This is a genomic window from Paractinoplanes polyasparticus (assembly GCF_019710575.1).
Taxonomy (GTDB): Bacteria; Actinomycetota; Actinomycetes; order Mycobacteriales; family Micromonosporaceae; genus Actinoplanes; species Actinoplanes polyasparticus.
The window spans coordinates 297,702-319,644 of the sequence record NZ_JAHWFK010000034.1 but is presented as its reverse complement, the minus strand read 5'-3'; the positions used below and the strand labels follow the sequence as shown (position 1 = coordinate 319,644).

At 69.3% G+C, this 21,943-nt stretch carries 22 protein-coding genes and 1 pseudogene; 10 read left to right on the top strand and 13 right to left on the bottom strand.

What is annotated here, in order from left to right; genetic code table 11:
- Positions 1–276, bottom strand: a 276-nt coding sequence (locus KXC43_RS32055; RefSeq protein WP_221379913.1) for a hypothetical protein, incomplete at its 3' end; no start/stop codon positions are given.
- Between the two features lie 7 nt (positions 277–283).
- Positions 284–1,039, bottom strand: a complete 756-nt coding sequence (locus tag KXC43_RS32050; protein WP_221379912.1) for an SDR family NAD(P)-dependent oxidoreductase — start codon at positions 1,037–1,039, stop codon at positions 284–286.
- A gap of 133 nt (positions 1,040–1,172) precedes the next feature.
- Here KXC43_RS32050 and KXC43_RS32045 point away from each other — a divergent pair, with 133 nt between their 5' ends.
- The gene (locus KXC43_RS32045; protein WP_255645136.1) at positions 1,173–1,832 is read left to right on the top strand and encodes a TetR/AcrR family transcriptional regulator; all 660 of its coding nucleotides are present in this window, start codon (positions 1,173–1,175) and stop codon (positions 1,830–1,832) included.
- A 60-nt stretch (positions 1,833–1,892) separates the two neighbouring features.
- Here the strand turns inward: KXC43_RS32045 and KXC43_RS32040 are convergent, their stop codons facing one another.
- The 4 genes from KXC43_RS32040 to KXC43_RS32025 form a co-directional block, all read right to left on the bottom strand.
- Positions 1,893–2,756 carry an alpha/beta fold hydrolase gene (locus KXC43_RS32040; protein ID WP_221379911.1) on the bottom strand — a complete coding sequence of 288 codons (864 nt, stop codon included), beginning with the start codon at positions 2,754–2,756 and terminating at the stop codon, positions 1,893–1,895.
- 86 nt (positions 2,757–2,842) lie between these two features.
- Positions 2,843–4,516 carry an alpha/beta fold hydrolase gene (locus tag KXC43_RS32035; RefSeq protein WP_221379910.1) on the bottom strand — a complete coding sequence of 558 codons (1,674 nt, stop codon included), beginning with the start codon at positions 4,514–4,516 and terminating at the stop codon, positions 2,843–2,845.
- 323 nt (positions 4,517–4,839) lie between these two features.
- Complete coding sequence (locus tag KXC43_RS32030; RefSeq protein ID WP_221379909.1) at positions 4,840–5,214, bottom strand: nuclear transport factor 2 family protein; 375 nt, start codon at positions 5,212–5,214, stop codon at positions 4,840–4,842.
- 316 nt (positions 5,215–5,530) lie between these two features.
- Positions 5,531–6,043 carry a TetR/AcrR family transcriptional regulator gene (locus KXC43_RS32025; protein ID WP_221379908.1) on the bottom strand — a complete coding sequence of 171 codons (513 nt, stop codon included), beginning with the start codon at positions 6,041–6,043 and terminating at the stop codon, positions 5,531–5,533.
- A 52-nt stretch (positions 6,044–6,095) separates the two neighbouring features.
- Between KXC43_RS32025 and KXC43_RS32020 the strand changes: the two genes are divergently transcribed.
- Complete coding sequence (locus tag KXC43_RS32020) at positions 6,096–7,346, top strand: FAD-dependent monooxygenase (RefSeq protein WP_221379907.1); 1,251 nt, start codon at positions 6,096–6,098, stop codon at positions 7,344–7,346.
- A gap of 73 nt (positions 7,347–7,419) precedes the next feature.
- A complete protein-coding gene (locus tag KXC43_RS32015) occupies positions 7,420–7,884 on the top strand; it encodes a LysE family translocator (protein WP_221379906.1) in 465 nt (154 codons plus the stop codon).
- Positions 7,885–8,082: 198 nt separating this feature from the next.
- Here the strand turns inward: KXC43_RS32015 and KXC43_RS32010 are convergent, their stop codons facing one another.
- The 3 genes from KXC43_RS32010 to budC all read right to left on the bottom strand — a co-directional run bounded on the left by KXC43_RS32010 (position 8,083) and on the right by budC (position 9,885).
- Positions 8,083–8,232, bottom strand: coding sequence for a hypothetical protein (locus tag KXC43_RS32010; RefSeq protein ID WP_221379905.1), 150 nt, complete (start codon positions 8,230–8,232; stop codon positions 8,083–8,085).
- 116 nt (positions 8,233–8,348) lie between these two features.
- Positions 8,349–9,089, bottom strand: a complete 741-nt coding sequence (locus tag KXC43_RS32005; RefSeq protein WP_221379904.1) for a helix-turn-helix domain-containing protein — start codon at positions 9,087–9,089, stop codon at positions 8,349–8,351.
- A 19-nt stretch (positions 9,090–9,108) separates the two neighbouring features.
- The gene (budC, locus tag KXC43_RS32000; RefSeq protein WP_221379903.1) at positions 9,109–9,885 is read right to left on the bottom strand and encodes a meso-2,3-butanediol dehydrogenase; all 777 of its coding nucleotides are present in this window, start codon (positions 9,883–9,885) and stop codon (positions 9,109–9,111) included.
- Positions 9,886–9,984: 99 nt separating this feature from the next.
- Here budC and KXC43_RS31995 point away from each other — a divergent pair, with 99 nt between their 5' ends.
- The 4 genes and pseudogenes from KXC43_RS31995 to KXC43_RS53275 form a co-directional block, all read left to right on the top strand.
- Positions 9,985–10,953, top strand: coding sequence for a helix-turn-helix transcriptional regulator (locus KXC43_RS31995; RefSeq protein ID WP_221379902.1), 969 nt, complete (start codon positions 9,985–9,987; stop codon positions 10,951–10,953).
- Positions 10,954–11,708: 755 nt separating this feature from the next.
- Entirely contained in the window at positions 11,709–13,229 is a 1,521-nt protein-coding gene (locus tag KXC43_RS31990) for an alpha/beta hydrolase (protein WP_221379901.1), read from the top strand.
- Positions 13,230–13,837: 608 nt separating this feature from the next.
- Positions 13,838–14,959, top strand: a complete 1,122-nt coding sequence (locus KXC43_RS31985) for an epoxide hydrolase family protein (protein ID WP_221379900.1) — start codon at positions 13,838–13,840, stop codon at positions 14,957–14,959.
- Positions 14,960–15,378: 419 nt separating this feature from the next.
- A pseudogene (locus tag KXC43_RS53275) lies at positions 15,379–15,705 on the top strand (alpha/beta fold hydrolase); the annotation flags it as partial.
- Between the two features lie 51 nt (positions 15,706–15,756).
- On the opposite strand, the gene KXC43_RS51485 reads toward KXC43_RS53275, so the two are convergent.
- A complete protein-coding gene (locus KXC43_RS51485) occupies positions 15,757–15,945 on the bottom strand; it encodes a hypothetical protein (RefSeq protein WP_255645134.1) in 189 nt (62 codons plus the stop codon).
- A gap of 122 nt (positions 15,946–16,067) precedes the next feature.
- On the opposite strand from KXC43_RS51485, the gene KXC43_RS31975 reads away from it, so the two are divergent.
- On the top strand, positions 16,068–16,880 hold the full coding sequence (locus KXC43_RS31975) for a class I SAM-dependent methyltransferase (RefSeq protein ID WP_221379898.1): 813 nt from the start codon (positions 16,068–16,070) through the stop codon (positions 16,878–16,880).
- On the opposite strand, the gene KXC43_RS31970 is transcribed toward KXC43_RS31975, so the two are convergent.
- Positions 16,835–17,317 (bottom strand): Rid family hydrolase, encoded by a 483-nt coding sequence (locus KXC43_RS31970; protein WP_255645133.1) that lies wholly within the window; start codon positions 17,315–17,317, stop codon positions 16,835–16,837. The two genes, KXC43_RS31975 and KXC43_RS31970, sit on opposite strands and share 46 nt — an antisense overlap.
- Positions 17,318–17,558: 241 nt before the next feature.
- Here KXC43_RS31970 and KXC43_RS31965 point away from each other — a divergent pair, with 241 nt between their 5' ends.
- Both KXC43_RS31965 and KXC43_RS31960 read left to right on the top strand, forming a co-directional pair.
- Positions 17,559–19,343 (top strand): carboxylesterase/lipase family protein, encoded by a 1,785-nt coding sequence (locus KXC43_RS31965; protein WP_221379897.1) that lies wholly within the window; start codon positions 17,559–17,561, stop codon positions 19,341–19,343.
- A gap of 152 nt (positions 19,344–19,495) precedes the next feature.
- A complete protein-coding gene (locus KXC43_RS31960; protein ID WP_221379896.1) occupies positions 19,496–20,725 on the top strand; it encodes a low temperature requirement protein A in 1,230 nt (409 codons plus the stop codon).
- Positions 20,726–20,782: 57 nt separating this feature from the next.
- Here KXC43_RS31960 and KXC43_RS31955 read toward each other — a convergent pair whose 3' ends face one another.
- Positions 20,783–21,157, bottom strand: coding sequence for a hypothetical protein (locus KXC43_RS31955; protein WP_221379895.1), 375 nt, complete (start codon positions 21,155–21,157; stop codon positions 20,783–20,785).
- Between the two features lie 32 nt (positions 21,158–21,189).
- Positions 21,190–21,885, bottom strand: a complete 696-nt coding sequence (locus KXC43_RS31950; RefSeq protein WP_221379894.1) for a hypothetical protein — start codon at positions 21,883–21,885, stop codon at positions 21,190–21,192.
- Positions 21,886–21,943 lie beyond the last annotated feature (58 nt).

Here is a 21,943-nt window from a genome sequence, read left to right as displayed (position 1 = left end):
CTCGCCCACGCGGTCCCACTGGTGCGCGTTGATCACTTCGACGTAGCGGCGGTAGAAATCCTGGATGTCGAAATCCGACATGGCTTGACCTGCTCTCTCTTGTGTTTCGACTGGCGCGGAAGTCGGCGTACCGCTTCTGCGCCGACCGGTAGCTGATGACGTGACGCGCTTACCGGCCGCCGCGATGGTGACCGCCCTGGTCGCCGGTCGGCGGCGGCGGGAGACCCACCGGCTCGGACGGGGTGCCTGCCCGAGCCGGCCGCTGAGGTCATGCATTCTGGATTCAGTCGGTCGTCTCCACCGGGGGCTTCGGGGGCTCAACCGCGGTGAGGCCGCCGTCCACGGGGATGACGGCCGCGTTGATGTACGACCCGCCGGGACTGGCGAGAAACGCGATCACCTCGGCGACATCCTCCGGCTGGCCGACACGGCGCAGCGGGATGAGGTTGATGTACCGGTCGAGCCACATCGCGGGAACGCTGGTGTAGATCGGGCCGGGAGAGACTGCGTTGACCCGTACGTTGGACGGGCCGTACTCCGCGGCGAAGGCGCGGGTGATGGCGTTCACCGCTCCCTTGGAGGCGACGTAGATCGCGTTGTTCTCGTCGCCGAGCACGGCGGATCCGCTGCTGATGTTGATCACGCTGCCGCCGCCGCGTTCGGCCATCTTCGGCGCCAAGGCGGCAGTCAGCAGGAAGATCGCACGCACGTTGGTGTCGAACAGCGTGTTGAACTGCTCGGTGGTGAAGCTGGCGCTGGGGCCGAAGGCGCCGGCCCCGGCGCTGTTGACCAGGACGTCCACCGCGCCGGCCTCCTGGGCCAGCCGGCGCACCTCGTCCTCGTCGGCCAGGTCGGTGGCGACGAAGCGGGCCGTGCCGCCGTCGGCCTGAATCTTCTCGACCACCTCGGCCCCGCGCTCGGGATTGCGCCCGGAAATCACCACGCTCGCGCCTCGCGCGGCCAGGGCGATCGCCGTCGCCCGGCCGATGCCGCTGGTGGCGCCAGTGACCAGGGCCGTCTTCCCAGTCAACTCACTCATGACTAACTTCCTTCGCTCTCGATGATGCCGTCGTAACCGCTGTGACCAGCAGATAATTCCGTACCGACTGGTCGGTGCAGAATCAACGTAGCAGTTGTGGATCGATCGGTACGCAATTGGTAAGCTCGATCACATGAACATCCAGAAGAGCGCATCCGTCGGCCGGCCCCGGGGTTTCGACGCCGACGAGGCTCTCGAGAAGGCGATGCGGGTGTTTTGGCAGAACGGCTACGAGGGTGCAAGCCTGCCCGACCTGACCGGGGCCATGGGTATCAGCCGCACGAGCATGTACGCCACCTTCGGCAACAAGGAAGAGCTGTTCCGCAAGGCGCTGGCGCGCTACGCCGACGGCCCGGCGTCGTACGGTGCCGAGGCGGTGGTCGAGCCGACCGCCCGCGGGGTGGCCACCGTCTTCCTGCACGGTGCCGTCCGCAGCGCCACCCTGCCGGGATACCCGACCGGGTGCCTCAGCCTGCGGGCCTCCCTGATCGGCGGCGAGGACGGACAGGTCATCCGCGGGTTGCTGGCCGACTGGCGCGACGAGACCAGCGCCATGCTGCGGAAGCGTTTTCAGCGGGCCGTCGACGAGGGTGATCTGCCCGCCGAGACCGACCCGGCGCTGCTGACCAGGTACGTCATGACGATCGGCAATGGTGTCGCGGTACAGGCCGCCGCCGGCGCCCCCCGCGACGAACTCGAGCTGATCACCGACGCCGTCCTGCAGAGCTGGCCGCCCGCGCTGGCCCGGCCGCAAAGAAGAACGGTGACCAGTGGGCGCCGCGCGCGGGTCTGAGGCCAGAGCTTTCTCAGGGCGTACCTCCGAGGAAGGAGCGCACAGGCGACCGGCGCCTGGTCAGAGGGCAGTGACGAGCTCGTCGAGCATGCGCCCGAAGGCGCCGACCGTCACCGACAGGTGCCCCTGCCCCGGTTCCAGGTGGGCGGTCACCCCCGGCACGTGCGCGGCGAGCCAGGTGCCATGGGCGTACGGCACCATCAGGTCCTCGCTGCCTTGCCACAGGTGGACCGGCACGGTGATCTCGGCCAGGTCGAAGCCCCAGTCCTTGGTGAAGGCGAGATCGTCGTCGAGCCAGCCGTCGACGCTCAGCCGCAACGCCTGCGCGATGGTGGCCGTCAGGTCCACGCCGAACTCGTCGGTCAGCACTGCGCGATCCACCGGCGGTTGCAGGCTCGACAACCCCGCGATCAGGCCCGCCGCGTCGGTGTCGCGCATCCCCTCGGCCTCCTTCTCCAGGTAGGGGCGCAGCGCCTGCTCGCCCTGCGCGGCCGCGGTGAACTCCGTGACGTTGTCCTCGCCCATGCCGGCCAGAAAGTTCAGGCCGTCGGCGTCGTACGGCGCGGCCCCGGCGATCACCAGCGCCCCCGCGACCCGCTCGGGCAGGCGCGCAGCCGTCGCAAGGGCATGCGGACCGCCCCCGGACCAGCCCGCGACCAGGCAGCGCGCGGCGCCGAGGTGGTCGAGCACGTCCCGGACGTCGGTGACCGCGTCCACCACGGACCGGCCCGGGGCTCGGGTCGAGGCGCCGTAGCCGGCCCGGGAGAACGTCACAAACCGCAGGCCACGCTCGTGCGCGGCCCGCTCCATATAGCGAAGCGGCCGAGCCGATCCCGGCGTGCCGTGATGGAAGACCAGCGGCACGCCGTCGGCCAGTCCGGTCACCACCACCTCGAGCTGCCGACCATCACAGGTCGAGATCATCTTCACGCCTCCATCAGTCGGTCTCGTCCGTCGGCCGCATTCGGGGGTGCCCTGCAGACCGTCTCGGGGGATGGGGTGAATGCCGGTTACCCATGAGCTTTGTCGCGCGAGCCCTCGCCTTCGGCAACGGGTGCGTATGGCCGGTTGGTCGGAGCAAGCAGGTGCATGCCCCGGCCCTCGGCGAACGTCGGCGCCTCTCCCGTGAACGGCTGCGGGGCGTCGGCGCACACCGTGTTCCCGGGCGGCGGCGTGCCGGTCAGCAGGTAGGCGTCGATCCAGGCGGTCGCGCAGGCGCCGCGTGCGTATGCGGTGTGGCCCCAGTTGTTGCTGGACAGCAGCCGCGAGTTCGGCATCAGCCGGCTCGTCGACACGGCGCCGGCGTAGTTGGTCGACGGGTCCCAGAAGCTGCCCACCACCAGCACGGGTGCCGCGGTGTGCCGGTTGAACGGGCCGGTGTACGCGTCCTCGTCCCGCGCTGTCCACGTGTTGCTGGCACACACAGTGTCTTTCCAGACCAGCTCGCTACCGCCGAAGTAGGGGGCAGTCCTCTCGCGGGCGGCCACGGCAGCCGGCCACTGCTCGGCTCGGGCCGGGAACCGGCCGTCGGTGCAGAGGACGCCGGAGGCCGCCTCCAGGCTGTTGTCGTACGGTGGGTCGGCGGCCGCCGCGAGCCGCCGCGCCAGGGCCGCCGTGTCACCGTCGAGGGCGGCCCGGATCTCTGCCGCGAGGGTGGTGACCTGTTCGCCCGCGGTCGGCAGATACATGGCCAGGTGGACGTCGGTGATGAAGCTCGCGTACGTGATCGTGCGGTCCCCGATCACCAGGGGCTTGGCCTTGAGCCGGCGGGTGATGGTGTCGAAGTTGCGCACCGGGTTGCCCGCCGCGAAGGCGCAGGCCGTCTCGCCGGCCCGGTCGCAGCGCCGCAGGATCTCGAACAGGGCCCGGGACGCGCCGCCGGAGGAGTTGATCCGCTCGTCGAGGATCTGCCGGGTGTTGCCGACCCAGCCGCGGGCGTCGAGCACGCCGTCGATGACCAGGGCGCGGAACCGGTCGGGGAACATGTTGGCGTAGTACTGGCCGAGGACGCTGCCGTAGCTGAGGCCGAGGAAGGTGAGTTTCTCGTCGCCGACTGCGCGGCGCAGCACGTCGTGATCGCGGGCCAGCTCGGCGGTGGACATCGCCGCGGCCAGGGGCCGGCCGGTGGTCGAGCACGCCTGGCCGTACCGCTGGGAGCCCCGGACGAACGCCTGCTTCTCGGCCTTGGTGACCGGGAACAGCTCGCCCAGGTCGCGTAGGACCGGCGCCTGCTGCTCGGCCGACGAGAAACATCGCACGGGCCGGCTGGAGCCGACGCCACGCGGGTCCAGGCCGACGATGTCGAACCGGTCGAGCAACTCGTCGCTCATGAATGCGGGCGCGAGGCGCGCGATCTGGGTGGCCGAGACGCCGGGGCCGCCCGGGTTGAGGAACAGGCTACCGATCCGGTTGGCCTGATCCCGGGCCTTGACCCGCAGGACGGCGAGGTCGACGGTGGCGCCGCGCGGCTGGTCGTAGTCGAGCGGCAGCTCCACGGTGGCGCATTCGGCGCCCTCGAAACAGGCCGACCAGTCCAGCCTGGGTGTCGGCACCGCGTCCACCTTGCGGCTCTCCGCGCTGCTGGTGCGATCCGGGCGGGGAGTGGTCGCCGCTGAGGCGCTGCCGGTGACACCGGCCAGTATCGCTGTCACACCTGCGACGACAAGCCATCGTCTGACGTTCATGGTCTCTCCTCCGTCGGCGAGCGAGCAGCGCTGACGAAGAGCCAACAGTGTGTTGCCGGAACAAGGTCAAGACTGTCGATGGGGAAAACTGCGGTCCGGTGCCTTCCTGCCCGGCGTGACGGCGGTCGCGACGACAACACTGTTGATGACGATGGCCGTCATCGCCCGGCAGCTGTGATGGCCGACCATGTTGGCCATCCGTGATGGAGTGCGATCGAACCGGAGGCCTTCCGCGCCCTGACCGGCCGGGCAGGCTACGTCATGGCGATGCTTGTCCAGTCCGAGCGTTTCCTGCGCTGGCCCTTTCGGCCGCGACGCCTCGTTCAGCCCGGTCGGCGGGTGAAGGCGTTGCGCAGCTCGACCATGCGGCCGTCCGATCCGATGGTCGCGTGCTCGATGCCGGCGATGGTGATGACCGCGCCGTCGGCCGTGCGGGCCGCACACACCCACTCCATCCGTTCCCGGCCGTCGGGCAGGACCGTGCTGTTCCAGTAATGCGTGGTCGCGGCGTGGAAGGCGACGAACCCCTCGTACAACTCCCGGATGGCCCGCGCACCGCGGATCGGGATGTCGTCGAGCTGCACCACGGCATCCGGATCGAACAGGTCCAGCAGCTCTTCCAAGGCTGCCTGGCCGGCCACCACGCGGTCGGTCGTGATGAGGTAGCGGTCGAGCGTGAGCAGCGATGCCTGGGTCATGGACGATGTCCTTCCGGGGCCGAGATGGTCAGCGGCCGGGCTGGGCCGAGGGTCCGGGAGATCTCAGTCCTCCCGGGTCGTAGCAAGCTCATCGACCGCGCTGATCCATGAAAAACCGTGTTCATGCCACACGGTCAAGCCGGGGCCGGTCGTTCGTGCGGCCGTAGCCGGGTCATCGTGGGGCGGTCGGGCGCGGCGGCGTCGACGAGCATGTCGACAGCGTCCTCCAAGGCCTCGAGCGCCTCGGGGACCGCGGCGCTTCGGGCGGCGGCGCCCGGCCGGTCGTAACCGGACGACTCGAGGTGCTCCAGCGCCGTCAGGATCGTCTCTCGCTCCTGCGGCTCGCCGAGCCCCGCACCAGCGCGCCCGTCATGGCCACCTCCATGCCGGCGATGACGTTGTCGGCATGGAGATCCCCGACCAGGTCGTACGACCGTAAGACCTGGATGATCCGGCGGAGCGCCCGCCTCGGGGCGGTGGCGAGTGTGGGAGCGGCCGTCAACTGGTTGACCAGCAGCGGCGCCATCGACGGGTGGTCGAGGCTGGCGGCGATCTCGTGCCGGGCGATGGTTCCCAGGCCCAGCCGCAGCTCGTTCCGCCGCAGTCCCGAGGCCAGGGAGGCGAGCGTCCTGGCCACCTCGAGCCCGAGGACCGCCTCGTACAGCCGCGCCTTCGACGGCCAATAAAGGAAGACCGTCCCTTTGCCCACACCGGCCCGGGCCGCGATGTCGTCGACCGTGGCGTGTTCGGCGCCGTTCTCGCGGAACTGCGCCCGGGCCGCGTCAGGATGACCTCGGTCCGGTCCTGCGTCGGACGCGCCACCTCGCAACCTCTTCCGTTGGCTCAGGACATGCTATCCAAGCGTATTTTTGACTCATGCTATGTTCTGGTCATTAACTGGTCTCGCTTGTAGAGGAACAGACATGACGACATACCGCGCTCTCATCGTCGGCACGGGGATCGGGGGGTTGGCCACGGCTCTTCGCCTGCATGACATCGGCTGGGAGACCGTGATGGTGGAACGGGCCGCCGAACGCCGGTCTCCTGGCTACTTCATCGCCCTGTTCGGCACGGGCCGGGCTGCGGCGGAGCGACTCGGCATTCTGGACGCCATCGGCAACCGCCTCGGTGACGACACCCGCAACTACGACATCGACCGGTCCGGGCGGCGGCGCCCCGGGATGGGTCACGGCGACCTGCCGGGCGCGCCCCGGCTTGTCCTGCGGGGCGACATTGAATCGTCGTTGTTCGATGCGGTCGTGCCGTGGGCCGAGATCCGCTACGCGACTACGCCGGTCGGCCTCATCGAGCATGCCGACGGCGTGGACGTGGCCCTCAGCACCACGACCGGGACCGGAAAGACCGAGGTGTCCGAACGGTTCGACCTGGTGGTCGGCGCGGACGGCCTGCGGTCCACGGTGCGGCGCCTGCACTTCGGCCCGGACGAGGAATTCCTCCGGCCGTTCCACCACATGATCGGCGCGACCATCCTGCGGCGCCCGGTGGCCGGGTTCAGCGCCGGCGACGGCTTCGTCCTGGCTGAACCCGGGCGGTCGGCCTGGGTCTTCGCCTTTGCCAACCACCAGCCGGGCGTGCTGTTCAATTACCGCACCACTGACGAGGAGGCCGAGTTCGGGCGGCCCTCGGCCGAGTCGATCCGGAGGGCCTTCGGCCCCGAGCCTCTCGGGCCGGTACTTGAGGACCTGGTGCAGCAGTTCGAAGCGGCCGACGACGTGCTCTTCGACGCCGCCTACCAGGTCAAGATGCCGTCCTGGCACACCGACCGGGTAGTCCTGCTCGGCGATTCCGCTTGGTCCCTGACTCTCTATTCCGGCATGGGCGCCAGCAGCGCGCTCGCGGGCGCGGACCTGTTGGGAACCACGCTGCAGCGCAACCCCGGCGCCCCGGCCCGGGCGCTGCGGGAGTGGGAGCAGAAGCTGCGACCCTTTATCGGCACGGTGCAGACAGCAGCCCACAAGGACCTGGTGATGTTCGTGCCCCGGACCCGGCGGGACCGGACGACTCGAACCATCACCCTGAACCTGCTCCGCAACCCGATCACCAAACGCGTGATGAACAAGGCCATTGCCCAGCAGTTCCGTGAGAAATCGATGGATGTGGCGGGTGCGTGACATTTGACCCGGCGGTGGGAACGCATGATCGGCTGGCCGGGTGTTGACGTACTTCTGCTGGGAAGAACGCGCAATGACTGACTGGGCCGGATTCATCGGCGCCGCCTTGCTGATCTCCCTGATCCCGGGGACCAACCAGCTGCTCGGGCTCAGCAACGCGGTCCGCTACGGCACCACGCGGGCGATAGCCGGGGTGGCCGGGCGACTCGCCTCCTTCATCATCCTCATCGGACTCGTCGCGGCCGGGCTCGGTGCCATCCTCAACACATCCGGCACCGCGCTCGAGGCGATCAAGTGGATCAGCGTGGTCCATCTGGCCCGGCTGGGCGTATCCGGCCTGCGCCCGGCCGACCCGGACACCGAGTCAACGGCGGACCCTAGTGGCGGTCTTCGGTCGATCCTCACCCGCGAGTTCGCGGTGGCGATCAGCAGCCCCAAGGCCCTGCTGCTGTTCGCCGCATGCTGCCCCAGGTCACCGACACGACGGCGCCGGGCGCGAGCTTCAACCTGGCCCTGCTCGGCGCCACCTATCTGCTGATCGAGCTGATCATAGGGGCTCGGCTACCTCAGCGTCGGTCGCCGCCTCAGTACGACCGGCATTCCAGCCCATACGCAACGACGGGTCGACCCCGGCACCGGCGCGGCCTTCCTCTGCCTGACGGGCCTCCTCGCCATGGACGACCTGGCCTGAGCACTTGAGCCGCAGACGCGGCTCACTCCGACGGCGAGGCGAGTGTCACAGGTTGTCGGCGTAGAAAGTGGCGAGCCGGTCGGCGGCCGGATCAACGTGTCTACGTCGTCGGCGGGCAACGCGTGCGCCCTCAACGAGGGCGATCAGATCTTCACCCAGGATCTTCCACGGCTGGGCCCCGAATCCAGTGGCCATCGTCGACATTTTCCGGCTCGAGAACGGCCACATCGTGGAGCACCGGGACGTGGTTCACGACTTGGTCGTCGCCGACGTGTCGGCCAACGGCAACGCCATGGTGTAGGCGCGGCCGGTCAGGCTCTGTCCTCGCCGTCGCCGTACAAGAGACCGGCGAGGATGCCGGTCCGGCTCAGCACGTCGAGCTGGGCCGGGTTGTAGAACTCGGCCACGGCGTCGATCAGCGTCTGCCGGGCCGTGTCTCGGCTCCGGGTCAGGTGGGCCGCCGGATCGGTGAGCCAGGGGTAGTCGACGAGGTGCTGGGCGAGGATCGGCGCCAACTGCTCAGCCAGACGCCGCCGGGCCGGTTCGTCGGCGTCGGCCGGAAGCGCCTCGATCTCCCGGCTGACCGGGTCGGCGCCGGCCTCGGCCATCCGGCGCAGGTCCTTCATCGCGTCCTCATCGAGCATCTGGCCGCAGACGTGCAGGATCGCGGTGTCGTGCGCGGACAGGCGGGACGCCACCGACTCGAAGCCCACCGGGACGTCGACCGGAGCCCCGGCCCGCAGGATGGTGGCGATGGCCGACCGGCTCTGCCGCAGACGCTCGATCTCGGCCGCCAAGGCGACGTCGACCTGCTTCAGCACCTCCGCGGCGAGCCGTCCGTCCCCCTGCAGTTCACCGATCCGCGAGACCGGCACCCCCAGCTCCACGACTCGCCGGATCCGCAGCAGGCAGGTGAGATGCCGGACGCCGTACTGCTTGTACCCGTTCGGCCGGCGCTCGGGCTCCTCGAGCAGGCCGACCCGGTGGTAGTACCGGACGGTGTTGACCGTCGTGCCGGCCAGCTCGGCCAGCTCGTGGGTGCTCCAAGCCATGTCCGCCCCTCCCGGCTGGTCAACGGGTTGGATCGGCCTGCCCGTTGGAGGCGGTGAGACCGCCGTCGACCGGCACTTGGGCGCCGTTGACGTAGCTCGCCTCGGGACCGGCGAGGAAAGCCACGACGGCGGCCACCTCGGCTGGGTCGCCGGGCCGGGCCATTGGCACGCGGTCGTCGAAGCGGGCCCGCAGAGGGGTGCCCTCAGCCAGCACCGTCCGGATGAAGTCGCTGCTGAACGTGGTGCCGGGATGGACGGCATTGACCCGGATTTCGTGGCCGTGGTCGAGGGCCATGGCATTGGTCAGGTTGGTCACCGCGCCCTTGGAGGCGTCATAGGCGGCCTGCTGCCAGTCGGCCCGGATGCCGCTGATAGAGCCGATGTTGACGATGTTGCCGCGGACGGCCCGCAGGTGCGGCAGGGCAGCGCGAGAAGCGAAGTAGACCCCGTCGACGTTGACGCTCATCATGGCCCGGTAGCCGGCCTCGCCGAGGTTTTCGACCGTGCCGGGCAGGGCCAGCCCCGCGCAGTTGACCAGCACGTCGAGCCGGCCGAAACGCTCGGCGACCGCGTCCAGTTCCGCGGCGATGCCCTCCGGTTCGGACACGTCGCCGGGCCACGGGTGCATGGCGGCGCCGGTCGGGCCGTCAGCCACGGCGCTGCGCAGAGTCTGCTCGGTCCGGCCGAGAAACACCGTGGTGTAGCCGTCGGCGGCGAACCGGTGAGCGATCGGGGCGCCGAGCCCTCCGCCGGCGCCTGTGATGACAGCTACCCGGCCGTTACTCTGGATGTTCACGATGTCGGAGCCTAGAAGGACCGGCCCGCGCCGGTCTTGGATGTGGGCGTCACCGGCCGGGACATCGGCGACAGCTTCGAGGCGCAACCGGAGAACGCGATGAGTGGCACTACAGCGGGCGCCTGGCTGCTGAAAGCATGCGGCGACCGCGAGAAGTTTGCCGACGTCGAGCGTCGGTGGAGCACCCTGACCGGCGACAGCTTCCCGATGCCCGCCTTCAGCGCCGACTCGACGGCTCGTTTCGACCTGAAGTTCCGCGCCACCCGGGTCGGTGACGTGGCCTTCACCAGTGCCGAGACCGCCACCCCGGTCCGCACGGCCACCACGAAGGCCCTGTACGAGGATCATGTTCGCCTGTGGCTCGTGCACCGCGGCGTTTGGGCCCTCGGCGGCACCCGGGGCGACACGGAGCTGACCATCCCGGCCGGGCGGTTCGCCCTGCGGCACGTCGGGCGCCTGGTGCACTACGCCACGCCCCCGCACTCGTCAGCCCAGGTCTTCGTCCTGCCCGCTGCCGTGCTGGGCCCCCAGTTGCGCGACCGCACGGTCACCGGCGACCTCGGTGCGGCCGAGATCCGGCTGCTGGTGGCCCATGCACGGGCGGTTCACGAGACGGTGCCCGAGCTGGGACCGGCGGGGATCGAGGCCGTCCGCTCCACGCTCCTCGAACTGACCCGGGCGGTGGTCGCACGCACCGTCAGCGCCACCGACTCGGCGCTGGCGCCCGTGCTCGCCCGAGCTGCCCGTGAACTCGCCGACCGCCTGCTCACCGAGCCCGGACTGTCGTCGGCGTTGCTGGCCCGCGAGTTGGGCGTCTCCGTCCGTACGCTGCAAAGGGCTTTCGCGGCCGAAGGCCAGTCGCTGACCGCACACATCCGCGACCGCCGTCTGGACGAGGCGCGTGCGGCCCTGGCCGTCGGCCGTCGCAGTGTCTCCGAGGTCGCGGCTTACTGGCAGTTCACCGACGGCAGTCACCTGACCCGGCTCTTCAAGCGTCGCTACGGCATGACGCCCAGTGAGTACATCCGCGACAACGCCGCCCGGCCCGAGGACCTCCGCTCAGCTTGAGCCCGGAACCCTGACGAGGCCGAGACGATAACCTTCCTCCAGCGAACCCGCGGCCGACCGACCCGCAGGGCGGGCGGTCAGCGCCCGATCTGCTGGCGCCAATCGATCAACTGGACCAACCAGAAATCGTGTTAGTAGCCTTATATCCATAATCTCGAATCAGTTCCGACAACATGGTTTCACGAGTTCCACTCGCTCGCCACGATGGCAGAGTCGTGACCAGGCGAGGGCCTGAGAGGAAGTCATGAGGTCTCACTTCAAGAGAATTGCGCTCGGGCTGCCCACCGGCTGACTCAGCCCGAGTAGGTGCGGCATGAGGAGGGCGCGGCCGGATGGTCCGAGGCTGGCGGTCCAGATCCGCCGGGCGAGTTGTCGCAACCGGCTCGCGGGAACGCATTCTGGCTGCGCGGCGATCCTCGCCGAGGACGAGACGGCGAGTCCGATGCGGACGGTTTGGTTGTTGTGCACGTTGCTCAGCTGGGTGTCGCCGACTCCGGAAGCCCGGAGCCCTGTGCGGCCCGATGCACGCCGGCTGGACCGGCCGCGCCCGTCCGTCCGCGGCCAGTCGCGGCAGCGCGGGAGCCTTGCCGGGCCGTTCTGCCATGTTTGGGGCCGTCTCGGGTGCCAGTGACGCCATGTCATCGATTGCGGTGACGTGAGGGCTCTGAACGAGGCGGGCGGTCGGCTGTTGTTCTTGGTGGATGTCTGTGCTGACTTCAAGAAAGCGCACTCGAACAGCGTCCTGGCTCGCTGCTGTGGCGCTTCTCGTACCGCTTGTTGCGTGCACGTCGGAGTCACCGGCTCCGGCGACCTCCAGCGGGCCGCCGGGGCTCGACCGTTTCCACCAGCAGAGGCTGCAGTGGACCAAGTGCGACGATTACGCCACGACCGAGACCGAAAGCACCATCATGGGGCTGGTCGACGGGCTGGAGTGCACCCGTATGCAGGTGCCTCTGAGCTACGACGACCCGGGGGTGCGCGCCATCGAAGTGGCCGTGGCCCGTCGCGCAGCCACCGGGGACAAGCTGGGCTCGCTCGTCACCAATCCGGGTGGGCCGGGCGGATCGGGAGTGTTCGGGGCGGCTACCACGATCCTCGGGCTGGTCAAGGCGAAGAGCCCGGTCGTCGAGCGGTTCGATTTGGTCGGGTTCGATCCGCGGGGTGTCGGCTCCACCGAGCCCGCGGTCGACTGCTACACCGATGCCGAGGCCGATCGGGGCAGTGTGCCGCTGACCACGCAGGGCACGACCGTCCAGTGGACCGAGGACGACACGCGCGCCTTGGTCGAACGCTGCGCGAAGGGTTCGGGCGGCTCGGACGCCCTGGCCCACCTCGGCACCCGCGATGTGGCCCGCGACATGGACGTCCTGCGCGTGGTTCTCGGCGACGAGAAGCTCACCTTCCTCGGGCAGAGCTACGGCACCCGGCTCGGTGCGGTGTACGCCGAACAGTTCCCCCGCAACGTTCGCGCGATGTTGCTCGACGGAGCCATCGACTCGCGGCAGGGCACCGTGGAGCGGCGAGTCTTCGCGTTCAGTGGGTTCCAGGCGGCCTTCGACCGCATGGCCGCGTTCTGTGCTCGGCAGGCCGGCTGTCCGATCGGCCGGGCTCCGAAAGCGGCTACCGCCGAATTCCAGAAACTCGTTCGCCCGCTGTACGGCAAGCCGGTGCCCGCGCTCGGCGGCGAGCTCAACTTCGACGCCGCGGTGGGCGGCGTGATTTCCGGGCTCTACACCCAGGCGGCCTGGCCGCGCATCATCAAGGGACTCAGCCAGCTGAAGCAGGGCCGCGGCGACGAGCTGGCCCAGCTCGGTTTCGACTTCTCCGGCCGGGACGCGAAGGGTGCCTGGACCAACTTCGCCGAGGCCCTGTACGCCATCAACTGTATGGACGAGGACCGGTTGAGCGAGCAGCAGGGCAACGAGCTGCGAACCGCGATCATCAAGTCGGCGCCGTTCATGGATCCGGGCATCGATCTGACCGGGGCGCGCGACGGTTGCGAGTATTGGCCGGCCCCGCCCACCCTGGGTTTCCCGTACGCCCAGAACATCCAAGGGCTTCCCCGTACGCTCGTCGTCTCGATCACCGGGGACCCCACCACACCGCACGCCGGAGCTGTCCGCCTCGCCGAGTCCCTGGGCAGCACCCTGCTCACGGTGCGCGGTGAGGGGCACACGATCGTGACTGCCGGCACGAATCCCTGCGTCAACCAGGCCGCCGCCGACTATCTCATCAACCTCGAGGTGCCCGCCGCCGACGCGACCTGCACCTTATGACCGCACCCGCCAGGCAGGACCAGCCCGCCGTGCAGGCTCGTGGCCCCTAGAAGCCGACCTGGAGCGACGTGTTTGGCGACCGCCTCGGGCTCGGCGGACCCGCCGCCCGGCGCGTCTTGGCTGCGCTGGCCACCGCGACCTTACAGGGGCCCGCGTCCAATGTTGACATAAGGCAAGGCTCCAGAGTCTGACCTCGCACTCCGCGACGGCTTGTTCGCTTCGTCGAAGTGGCTGGGGGCGCGCTTCTGCGTGTGGCGCGGTGTCGCGGCTCACTTGGCTTGACTGTGTCGTGACGACACGGTTTCTACTGAGGGAGGCACTGGAGCAGCTTGGCTTGGACTGGCACGGTCCGCCGGATTCGTTGCCGATGGCGTACCTGGTGGAAGGACGGACGGCGATGCCCGTTGCGGTCTACAGGAAACCCGAGGTGGATCCGGCGGCGCGGGAGCAGCGCATGTGTGAGCTTTACGCGGCCACCGAGGCTCATCATGGGCGTCACGGTTGACCTTCTGAAGTTCGGCGGATCGACGCGCCGTCTCCGGCCTGCTGCCTGCTGCCTGCTTCAGGGGTGGCGGCACACCGATTTCGCACTGACCGAGGAGCGCTGCATGATCGAGCCGTATCCCGTCCACATCCCCGACGCCGACCTGAGGGATCTGGCCGAGCGCCTCGACCGGGTGAGGCTGCCGGAGCCCGGAACCGATCCCTCGCAAGGCGTCCCCCTCGACCGGTTGCGCACACTGCTCGAGGCCTGGCGCGGCCACGACTGGCGGAAGCTGGAAGAACGGTTCAACGCGATCGGTCACCATCGGGTACACATCGACGGACTGGACATCGCGTTCTGGCACGTGCGGTCGCCCGAGCCGTCGGCCGTGCCGCTGCTGCTGACCCACGGCTGGCCCGGTTCCGTGCTGGAGTTCGAGGATCTGATCGGTCCGCTGACCGATCCGGTCGCGCACGGCGGTTCGGCCGAAGACGCCTTCCACGTGGTGATTCCGTCGCTGCCGGGGTACGGGTTCAGTGGACGCCCGGCTGAAACCGGTTGGGGACTTGCCCGTACCGCGCGGGCCTGGGCCACGCTGATGACCGAGCTGGGCTACTCGCGGTTCGCCGCGCACGGCGGCGACTGGGGCGCTTTCGTCACCATCGAGCTCGCCACCCAGGTGCCCGAGCGTCTGGTGGGCCTGCACCTGACGATGCCCGTCGCGTCCCCCCTTCCCGAGGATCGCCAGAGCGCCGACCCCAGGGAGCAGGCGATGATGGCCCAGCGCGATCAGTTCCTGTTCGTGGACGGCACCCACTCGATCGTTCTCGGTGCCAAACCGCAGACGATGGGCTATTCGCTGCTGGACTCGCCGGCCGGGCTGGCCGCGTGGCTGGGTGAGAGGTTGACCGCGTTCGCGGACGACGACGGGGTGCCGCTGCAACGGCAGGTGGACAACATCGCGCTGTACTGGTTCACCCGTACCGGAGCTTCCAGTTCTCGTTGGTACTGGGAGGCCCGCCGCGACACACCGCTCGGCGCGGAGGCGGAGAACGCCCGTCCGGTCGAGGTTCCCACGGCGTGTTCGCTGTTCCCCGCCGAGCCGTACCCGATCGCCCGTCGATGGGCCGAGCGCCGGTTCCGCAACCTGATCAGCTGGAACGAGATGGAGCGGGGCGGTCACTTCCCGGGCTGGGAACAGCCCGCGGTGCTGGTCACGGAGATCAGAAACGCGTTCCGGAACTAAACGGCAGACTCCACGCGCATCTCGGCGTCCTCCGAAGCCAGTTTTTCCAGACCGGCCCTCGAGAGGGGCTGACACGAGACGATCGCGACTCGATCCACGACGGCTCCTTCCGGGGGTGGTCCCTGTTCACGGCAATTCGGCCGTGGAACGTTCAGGGTGCCGCAACGGTTCACGGGCGGTGTCCCTGCGGGTGGAGCCCGTTGCGCGGGCCGTTCCCGGATGCCTCCTGGGCGACAGCGCTCAGGACGTTGTTGTCGCCGTGGCCACTGACCGCAACGAGCAGGTCCTCGTGTCTGGAGTGATCCCGAACGCTTTGTGAGCCGTCGGACAGGGGGCGAAGCACGCCTGGAACACGCGCTTGACGAGAGGCTCGAACGAGACATGACGACGGTTACCACCCTTGATGGCCGGGCTTGGATGTGGTGGTGACTGGTCCGGCGGACGGTGTGCCTCTGGTTTCACCACGGGACGCCGGGGTCGGTCCGGTCGTTCCGCAACATCGAGCGGATCGCGCACGAGCAGGGACTGCGGCTCGAGACGTCTCCCGGGCTGGTTACGGCGCATCCACCCGTGCCCCGAGCCGGTCGGTGGTGGACGTTGTCGCCGATGTGCGGGATGTGCTCGACCATCTCGGTGCCCCGCGCTGTGTGGTCGCCGGCTGGTCCTGCGGTGGCCCGCACGCCCTGGCGACGGCCGCGCTGCTGCCGGGGCGAGTGGCCGGGGTGCTGGTGATCGCTGGGCCGCGCCGTATCGGGCCGACGGCCTGGACCTCCTGGCCAGCAAGATCACCGACAATGTCACGGAGTTCGGCCTGGCCGCGCGTGGCGAGCAGGAACTGCGCCCGTACCTCGAGCAGGAGGGTTGTCGGCCGACGTATGGCGTACGCCCTCGTCCGAGTTCACGATGCCGCCCCGTTCGCGGATGACCCGGCTCCAGAAGTCGATCAGGTGGTTCTTCGATTCCACGGCTTTCAGGAACGATGTCATGGGCTCCTCCTCTGGTCTGTACCGGTGCCTCGCGGCGCTGTCGTGTCAACGAGGACGGGGTCCCAGTCGTTCACGCCTGTCCGGGTTGACTCTGTTGCCGGAACACGGTTCTAACTGGACGGATGACGACGGAAGCACCTGACTACAACGGGGCCGCCCGGGGCTGGGACCAGCTCGAGTTCCTCATCCGGCCGGTCGCCGGAGCGATTGTGGAACGGCTGCCCGACCCGGCGCCGGGCGCGTTCGTCCTCGACCTGGGGTGCGGTACCGGCGAGCCGGGGTTGACGGTCAAGACGCGCCACCCGGCGGTCCGGTTGCTGGGCGTCGACCGGGCGGACCTGATGGTCGAGATCGCCCGGGCCAAGGCCCGCAGCCTCGGTTTCGGCGACACGGCGTTCGAGACCAGGCTGATGAGTGACACGGCCGTCGCGCCGGCGTCGGTCGATCTGCTCGTCTCCCGTTTCGCCTTCCTGATGCTGGATCATCAGGCCCTCGAGCTGTCGTTGGCCGAGGCGATCCGGGTGATGCGACCCGGTGCCGCCTACTCGTTCGCGGTGTGGGACCGAAGCGAGCTGAACACCCTGATCACGTTGTTCCGATCGGTCCTGGGCGGTTTTCCCGGCGGCGCGTCGCTCCCGGACCCGTCGGCGATCAACTATCTCGCGGAACCGGGCTATCGAGCTCACCTTCTGCTGCGGGCCGGTGTCACTAATGTCGAGGAGGCGTCGCTGAGCTGGGACGCCCGCATCCCGGACCGGGAGTCACTCGTCGGCGTGCTCGAGCACAGCCCTTTCGGCGTCTTTCTCAAGTCGCTGGAGCCCGCCGCTCGGGCGGAGGCCGTGTCCCGCATCACCGAGGGGGCTGTCGCCTACCGGGAGCCGGACGGCGGCTACCGGTCCCCGACGACCTGCCGTCTGTTCGGGGGCCGCCGGTGACGCTGCCCGTCGTTGCAGTTCAGCCGGCGTGGTTGACGAGGGCGGTGACTCTGATCTCCACCCGCATGGCGGGGTTGCCCAGTTCCGGGGTCGACATTTCTGTCCAGATGGGGGAGCGGGCGCCCATCCGCTTTCCGGAACTGCTCGACCATGATCCGGTTGTGCGCCTCGAAGCCGTCGGATCGCAGTACGTGGTACGAGTCCACCGCGATGACGTCGGCCCAGGTGGCCCCGGCCGTCTCGAGGGTTCGTTCGACGTTGTCGAAGGCGCGGACGATCTCGGCCTCCAGGTCGTCCGGGAACTCGAAGGCGTCGTTCCAGCCGCCCTGGCCGGAGGTGTCGACGCGGTTGCCGACCCGGACGGCCTGGTGGTAGTGCAATGCGTTGAGCTGGGTGTCGCCGTATCCCGGTGTAGCGAAGAACGCGGGCTCACTCATGACAGCCTGGTTCCTTTCCCGTTGTTCAGTGGCTGACGTGTCGACTTCGCCATCCGACACCCTGTGGTGGGAACAAGCTCAAGAGCGGAGTCGTCATGGCCGGCACCAACGCGTGGTTGACAGTGTTCCTGGAACAAGGTGTCGACTGGCGGGGAAGGAAGCAGTCCGGGCCGATCGTCGGGAGGCGGGCCGATTCGTGAGCCAGGTACGCCGATGGCGGTGGTGGCACTGGGCGCCGCTGATGCCGTTGACCCTCGTGGCCGTGGTTCTGGCCTGGCTCAACCGGAATCCCTGGTGGGGCTGGGCTCTGCCGGCGGTGCTGCTGGCCGGGCTCGGGCTCACCGCCCGTCGGTGGGTTCGCGGGCGGTTCTTGCTTCGAGCCGGGGCGTGGTTGCTGGCCGCGGTTCTGGTGTCGGCAGTGGTGGTCGTCGCGCATCCGCCGCCGCAGAACCGGGTCGCGGGTGGAGAGGAACGCCGCGTGACGGCCGAGGTGCCGACCCGGCAGGGCCCGGTCACCGGTGTGCTCAACGACGAGCGGTCGGTCGAGATCTTCGCCGGCATCCCGTACGCCCGGCCGCCGGTGGGCGACCTGCGCTGGCGCCCGCCGGAACCGCCGGCGAGCCGGGCCGGTGTCCTCGCGGCCGACCGTTTCTCCGACGTACCGGTTCAGGCAACTTCGACGTTCTTCACCCGGGCGTTGTCCCGGATGGTCCAGGTACCGCTGGAGGAGACGCTTCTCAACCCCTACCCGGCCGGTGAGGACAGCCTGACGCTCAACATCTGGCGCAGCGCGAAGCCCGCCGCGAGTCCGCGGCCGGTTCTGGTCTACATCGCGGGTGGCGGCTTCGCGACGGGTTCCGGCGCCCTTCCGCTCTACGACGGCGAAGGGCTCGCCGCACGGGGCGAGACCATCACGGTCACGTTCAACTACCGGCTGGGCGTGCTCGGCTTCCTGTCCCACCCCGAACTGGCCGCCGAGTCCGCGCAGCAGGTGTCGGGCAACTACGGGATCCTCGACCAGATCGCGGCGCTGACATGGGTGCGCGACAACATCGCTGCGTTCGGCGGTGACCCGCGCCGGGTGACCATCGCCGGGGAGTCGGCCGGCGGCGAGAGTGTCTGCCTGCTGGGTGCGTCGCCGCTGGCTCGGGGGCTGGTGCACGGCATCGTCGGGAGCAGCGGCGCCTGCATGGGCACCACCGGCGACGCCGGCCACGGCGACCAGGCCGACACTCGTGCTGTCGCCCTGGACGTGGGGAAGCGACTGAGCGAGGAACTCGGGGGCGCGTCGGTGCGGGACATGCGGGCGATGCCGGCCGAGCGGATCCAGTCGGCGGCCGAGTCGCTGGCCGCGCACTGGCGACCCTCGGTCGACGGTCACGTGCTGCCGAAGCCACCCGCCGAGATCTACGCCGCCGGCGAGCAGCTCGACGTGCCGATCCTGGTCGGCAGCAACGCCGACGAGTCGTCGCTCATCCGGGCCGACCCGCCGGAGACCGGGGTGGAGGACTACGCGGCATCGGTCCGGGAGACGTACGGGCCGGACGCCGGCGCGTTCCTGCGGTTGTATCCGGGCGGCTCGCCGGACGAGGTGCTCGAGTCGACCCTGCAGGCGAGCACGGACAGAGTCATGACCCGGGCCATGCACCGCTGGGGCCGTCTGCAGACCAGGACCGGCGACGCCCCGGCGTACGTCTATTTCTTCACCCGTGTCCCGCCGGAGGCCGGGCTGGAGAAGTTCGGGGCTTACCACGGGGCGGAGGTGATGTACGCGTACGACAACCTCGGCCACGACGGTCACGCCGACTACGAGCCGGCCGACTACCGGCTGCGCGACCACATGAGCGCCTACTGGATCAATTTCGTTCGCCGGGGCAATCCCAACGGGCCCGGGCTGCCGCGCTGGCCGACCATCGAGCACGCGCCCGAGCAGGTGATGGGCTTCGGCGACAGCACCGCGCTCCAACCACGCCCGCGCCCCGAGGCTGTCGACTTCTGGATGGACTACCGGGGACCGATCGCGTGAACCGGGGTCAGGTAGCGACGCCCAAAGGTCTTGACTGTGTTGTGGGAACACGGCTTTCAGTAGGACCCGTCCGGCAGCGACCAGAGGGCTGACGTATGACGGATGCTCCGGTCGTCTGTCGTCCTCATCCTTCGCGATCCGAGTAAGGGCAGATGATGGCAGTACCCCCCAGTCGTTACCGGCTCGTGCCGATGCGCCCGCGCAACCCCCACGAGCCTGGGCGGACCGCGTCCAGTCTTGAGCTGTTCTTCGACTTGGTGTTCGTTGTCGCGGTCAGCATCGCCTCGGTTCAGCTCCACCATGAGCTCACCGAAGGGCACATCTTCGAGGGCGTCGTCACGTACGCCTTCGTGTTCTTCGGCATCTGGTGGGCCTGGGTGAACTTCACCTGGTTCGCCACCTCGTTCGACACCGGTGACTGGCTCTACCGGCTGATGACCATCGTCCAGATGGGCGGCGTCCTCGTCCTCGCCTCCGGGATCGAACCCGTTTTCGAGGACCACGACCTCACCCTCGTCGTTCTGTCGTACGTGCTCATGCGGTTCGCGCTGGTCGCGCAGTGGCTCCGCGCTGCGCGGGCGGGTGGGGACACGCGGCGACCGGCCCTCACCTATGCGGCCGGCGTCACCCTGGTGCAGATCCTCTGGCTGGCCGGTCTGCTGCTTCCGGCCGACGTCCTGCCGGTAGCGTTCCTGATCCTCGTGGCGGCCGAGCTCACCGTGCCCGTGGCGGCCGAGCGCCGCGGCGGGACTCCGTGGCACCCGCACCACCTAGCCGAGCGGCACGGGCTCTTCGCCCTCATTCTGCTGGGTGAGAGCCTGCTCGCCTCCGCGAACGCCATCATCGAGGCGCTTCGCGAGGCGGAGGCCCTCGGCCCGCTCATCATGATCTCGGCGCTCACCCTGATCGTCACCGCAGGGCTGTGGTGGATCTATTTCTGGGCGCCTCATCACAGCACCATCGACGGGTTCTCCAAAACGTTCTTGTACGGCTACGGGCACTACTTCGTGTTCGCCGCAGCCGGAGCCTTCTCCGCCGGGATCGAAGTGGAGATCGACGTCCTCACCGGCCACAGCGAGTTGCACCCGCCGGGCGCGTCTTTCGCCTACACCGTTCCCATTGCCGTCTTCATGCTCGGCGTCTGGCTGCTCGTGATCCGCCCCGTCGCCAACGGCGTCATCAATGCGGTCGTTCCGGCGGGGGCACTGCTGGTCCTCATCGACCCGATCATCCCTGTTCCGGCCGCACTCACCGCCGTCTTCCTGATCGTGGTGGTTGTCGTGCTCGTCTGGCAGGAACCGAAGATTGAGGCGGCAGCGGCAACCGCGGTCGGCTCGGACGACCGCGACCGCCGTTCCGACGGGAGCACCGCAGCGCCGTGAACCGGCGGTCCGTTCGACGAACCGGGCGCTGGTGAAAATCTCAGCGCCGAGCCGGGGTCAATCGGGCCGGCGGGTGAATGTGTTGCGCAGCTCGACGATGCGCCCGTCCGGCCCGATGATCGCGTGCTCGATGCCGGCGACGGTGATGACCGCGCCGTCGATCGTGCGGGCCGCGCACACCCACTCCACCCGTTGGCGGCCGTCGGGCAGCACCGTGGTGTTCCAGTAGTGCTTGGTCTCGGTGTGGAAAGCGATGAACCCCTGGCAGAACTCGCGGATGCCCGCCGCGGCCTGGATCAGGGCGTCGTCGATCTGCACCATGGCATCCGGATCGAACAGGTCCAGCAGGTCGTCCAGGGCTGCCTTGTCGGCGACCGCGCGGTCGGTCGCGGCGAGGTAGCGGTCGAGCGTCAGGGACGATGCCTCAGTCATGTGACGATGTCCTTCCGAGGGGGCGGGAGAGGTCAGCTGCCGGGTTGCGCCGGCGCCGCGCCGTTATCGACGAACGTATAGACGGTCCGCAGCGGGGCGTCGCCCAGCTCCTCCGCGATCAGGCCGCGCTCCGGGGAGATCTGCAGGTAGGCACTCTGGTTGCTGATGCCGTAGCCGTCCGCCTGGGCCTCGGGCGCCTTGCGTACCCGGAACAGCTGCCCCGCGCGCCGAGTGTCGCAGGCCGCGGCCACGACGGTCAGCGGGCTGGGCCCATTGCTCTTGACGCCCATGCAGGACGGTTCCCCGCCGGCGCCGGCCCTGGCCGTACGGATCTGGTGCAGGCCGTCGCGGACCGGCACGAAGACGAAAAGGGTGAACTCGGACGGCCCGTCGGTGAGGTTGAGCCGACCGCGCCCGTCGACGGCCAGGACGCCCTCGGGGCCACCCGCCGGCCGGATGACGACCTGCCGCCGGCCGCTCAGGATCGGCCCGTCATCACCGCCGCTGCCCGCCGCCGGGGTGCTGGTCGCCCGGCTGGTGGTCGTGGTGGGCTCCGGCGCGGGCCTCGTCGTGGGCGCGGTCGTGGCTGAGGCCGGCGCCTCCGGCGCCCCTGACGCCTCCGGCGACACAGGCGCCGCGGCGTCTATCGGGCTCCCCGAGTCGCATCCGTACAGGGCCAGGATGACCCCGGCCGCCAAGAAAGCGTTGAGGGCATGAGTACGGAACATCGCAGTCCTCCCGGGTCTCGTCGAGTTCGTCGGCCGCGCAGATGCATTGGAAACCGTG

Excerpts from the sequence above, each read along its gene's own strand:
- KXC43_RS32050 (WP_221379912.1), bottom strand. The coding sequence starts at position 1,039 with ATGAGTGAGTTGACTGGGAAGACGGCCCTGGTCACTGGCGCCACCAGC.
- KXC43_RS32045 (WP_255645136.1), top strand. The coding sequence starts at position 1,173 with ATGAACATCCAGAAGAGCGCATCCGTCGGCCGGCCCCGGGGTTTCGAC.
- KXC43_RS32040 (WP_221379911.1), bottom strand. The coding sequence starts at position 2,756 with ATGATCTCGACCTGTGATGGTCGGCAGCTCGAGGTGGTGGTGACCGGA.
- KXC43_RS32035 (WP_221379910.1), bottom strand. The coding sequence starts at position 4,516 with ATGAACGTCAGACGATGGCTTGTCGTCGCAGGTGTGACAGCGATACTG.
- KXC43_RS32030 (WP_221379909.1), bottom strand. The coding sequence starts at position 5,214 with ATGACCCAGGCATCGCTGCTCACGCTCGACCGCTACCTCATCACGACC.
- KXC43_RS32020 (WP_221379907.1), top strand. The coding sequence starts at position 6,096 with ATGTTCTGGTCATTAACTGGTCTCGCTTGTAGAGGAACAGACATGACG.
- KXC43_RS32015 (WP_221379906.1), top strand. The coding sequence starts at position 7,420 with ATGACTGACTGGGCCGGATTCATCGGCGCCGCCTTGCTGATCTCCCTG.
- KXC43_RS32010 (WP_221379905.1), bottom strand. The coding sequence starts at position 8,232 with ATGGCCACTGGATTCGGGGCCCAGCCGTGGAAGATCCTGGGTGAAGAT.
- KXC43_RS32005 (WP_221379904.1), bottom strand. The coding sequence starts at position 9,089 with ATGGCTTGGAGCACCCACGAGCTGGCCGAGCTGGCCGGCACGACGGTC.
- KXC43_RS31995 (WP_221379902.1), top strand. The coding sequence starts at position 9,985 with ATGAGTGGCACTACAGCGGGCGCCTGGCTGCTGAAAGCATGCGGCGAC.
- KXC43_RS31985 (WP_221379900.1), top strand. The coding sequence starts at position 13,838 with ATGATCGAGCCGTATCCCGTCCACATCCCCGACGCCGACCTGAGGGAT.
- KXC43_RS51485 (WP_255645134.1), bottom strand. The coding sequence starts at position 15,945 with ATGACATCGTTCCTGAAAGCCGTGGAATCGAAGAACCACCTGATCGAC.
- KXC43_RS31975 (WP_221379898.1), top strand. The coding sequence starts at position 16,068 with ATGACGACGGAAGCACCTGACTACAACGGGGCCGCCCGGGGCTGGGAC.
- KXC43_RS31970 (WP_255645133.1), bottom strand. The coding sequence starts at position 17,317 with ATGAGTGAGCCCGCGTTCTTCGCTACACCGGGATACGGCGACACCCAG.
- KXC43_RS31965 (WP_221379897.1), top strand. The coding sequence starts at position 17,559 with ATGCCGTTGACCCTCGTGGCCGTGGTTCTGGCCTGGCTCAACCGGAAT.
- KXC43_RS31960 (WP_221379896.1), top strand. The coding sequence starts at position 19,496 with ATGATGGCAGTACCCCCCAGTCGTTACCGGCTCGTGCCGATGCGCCCG.
- KXC43_RS31955 (WP_221379895.1), bottom strand. The coding sequence starts at position 21,157 with ATGACTGAGGCATCGTCCCTGACGCTCGACCGCTACCTCGCCGCGACC.
- KXC43_RS31950 (WP_221379894.1), bottom strand. The coding sequence starts at position 21,885 with ATGTTCCGTACTCATGCCCTCAACGCTTTCTTGGCGGCCGGGGTCATC.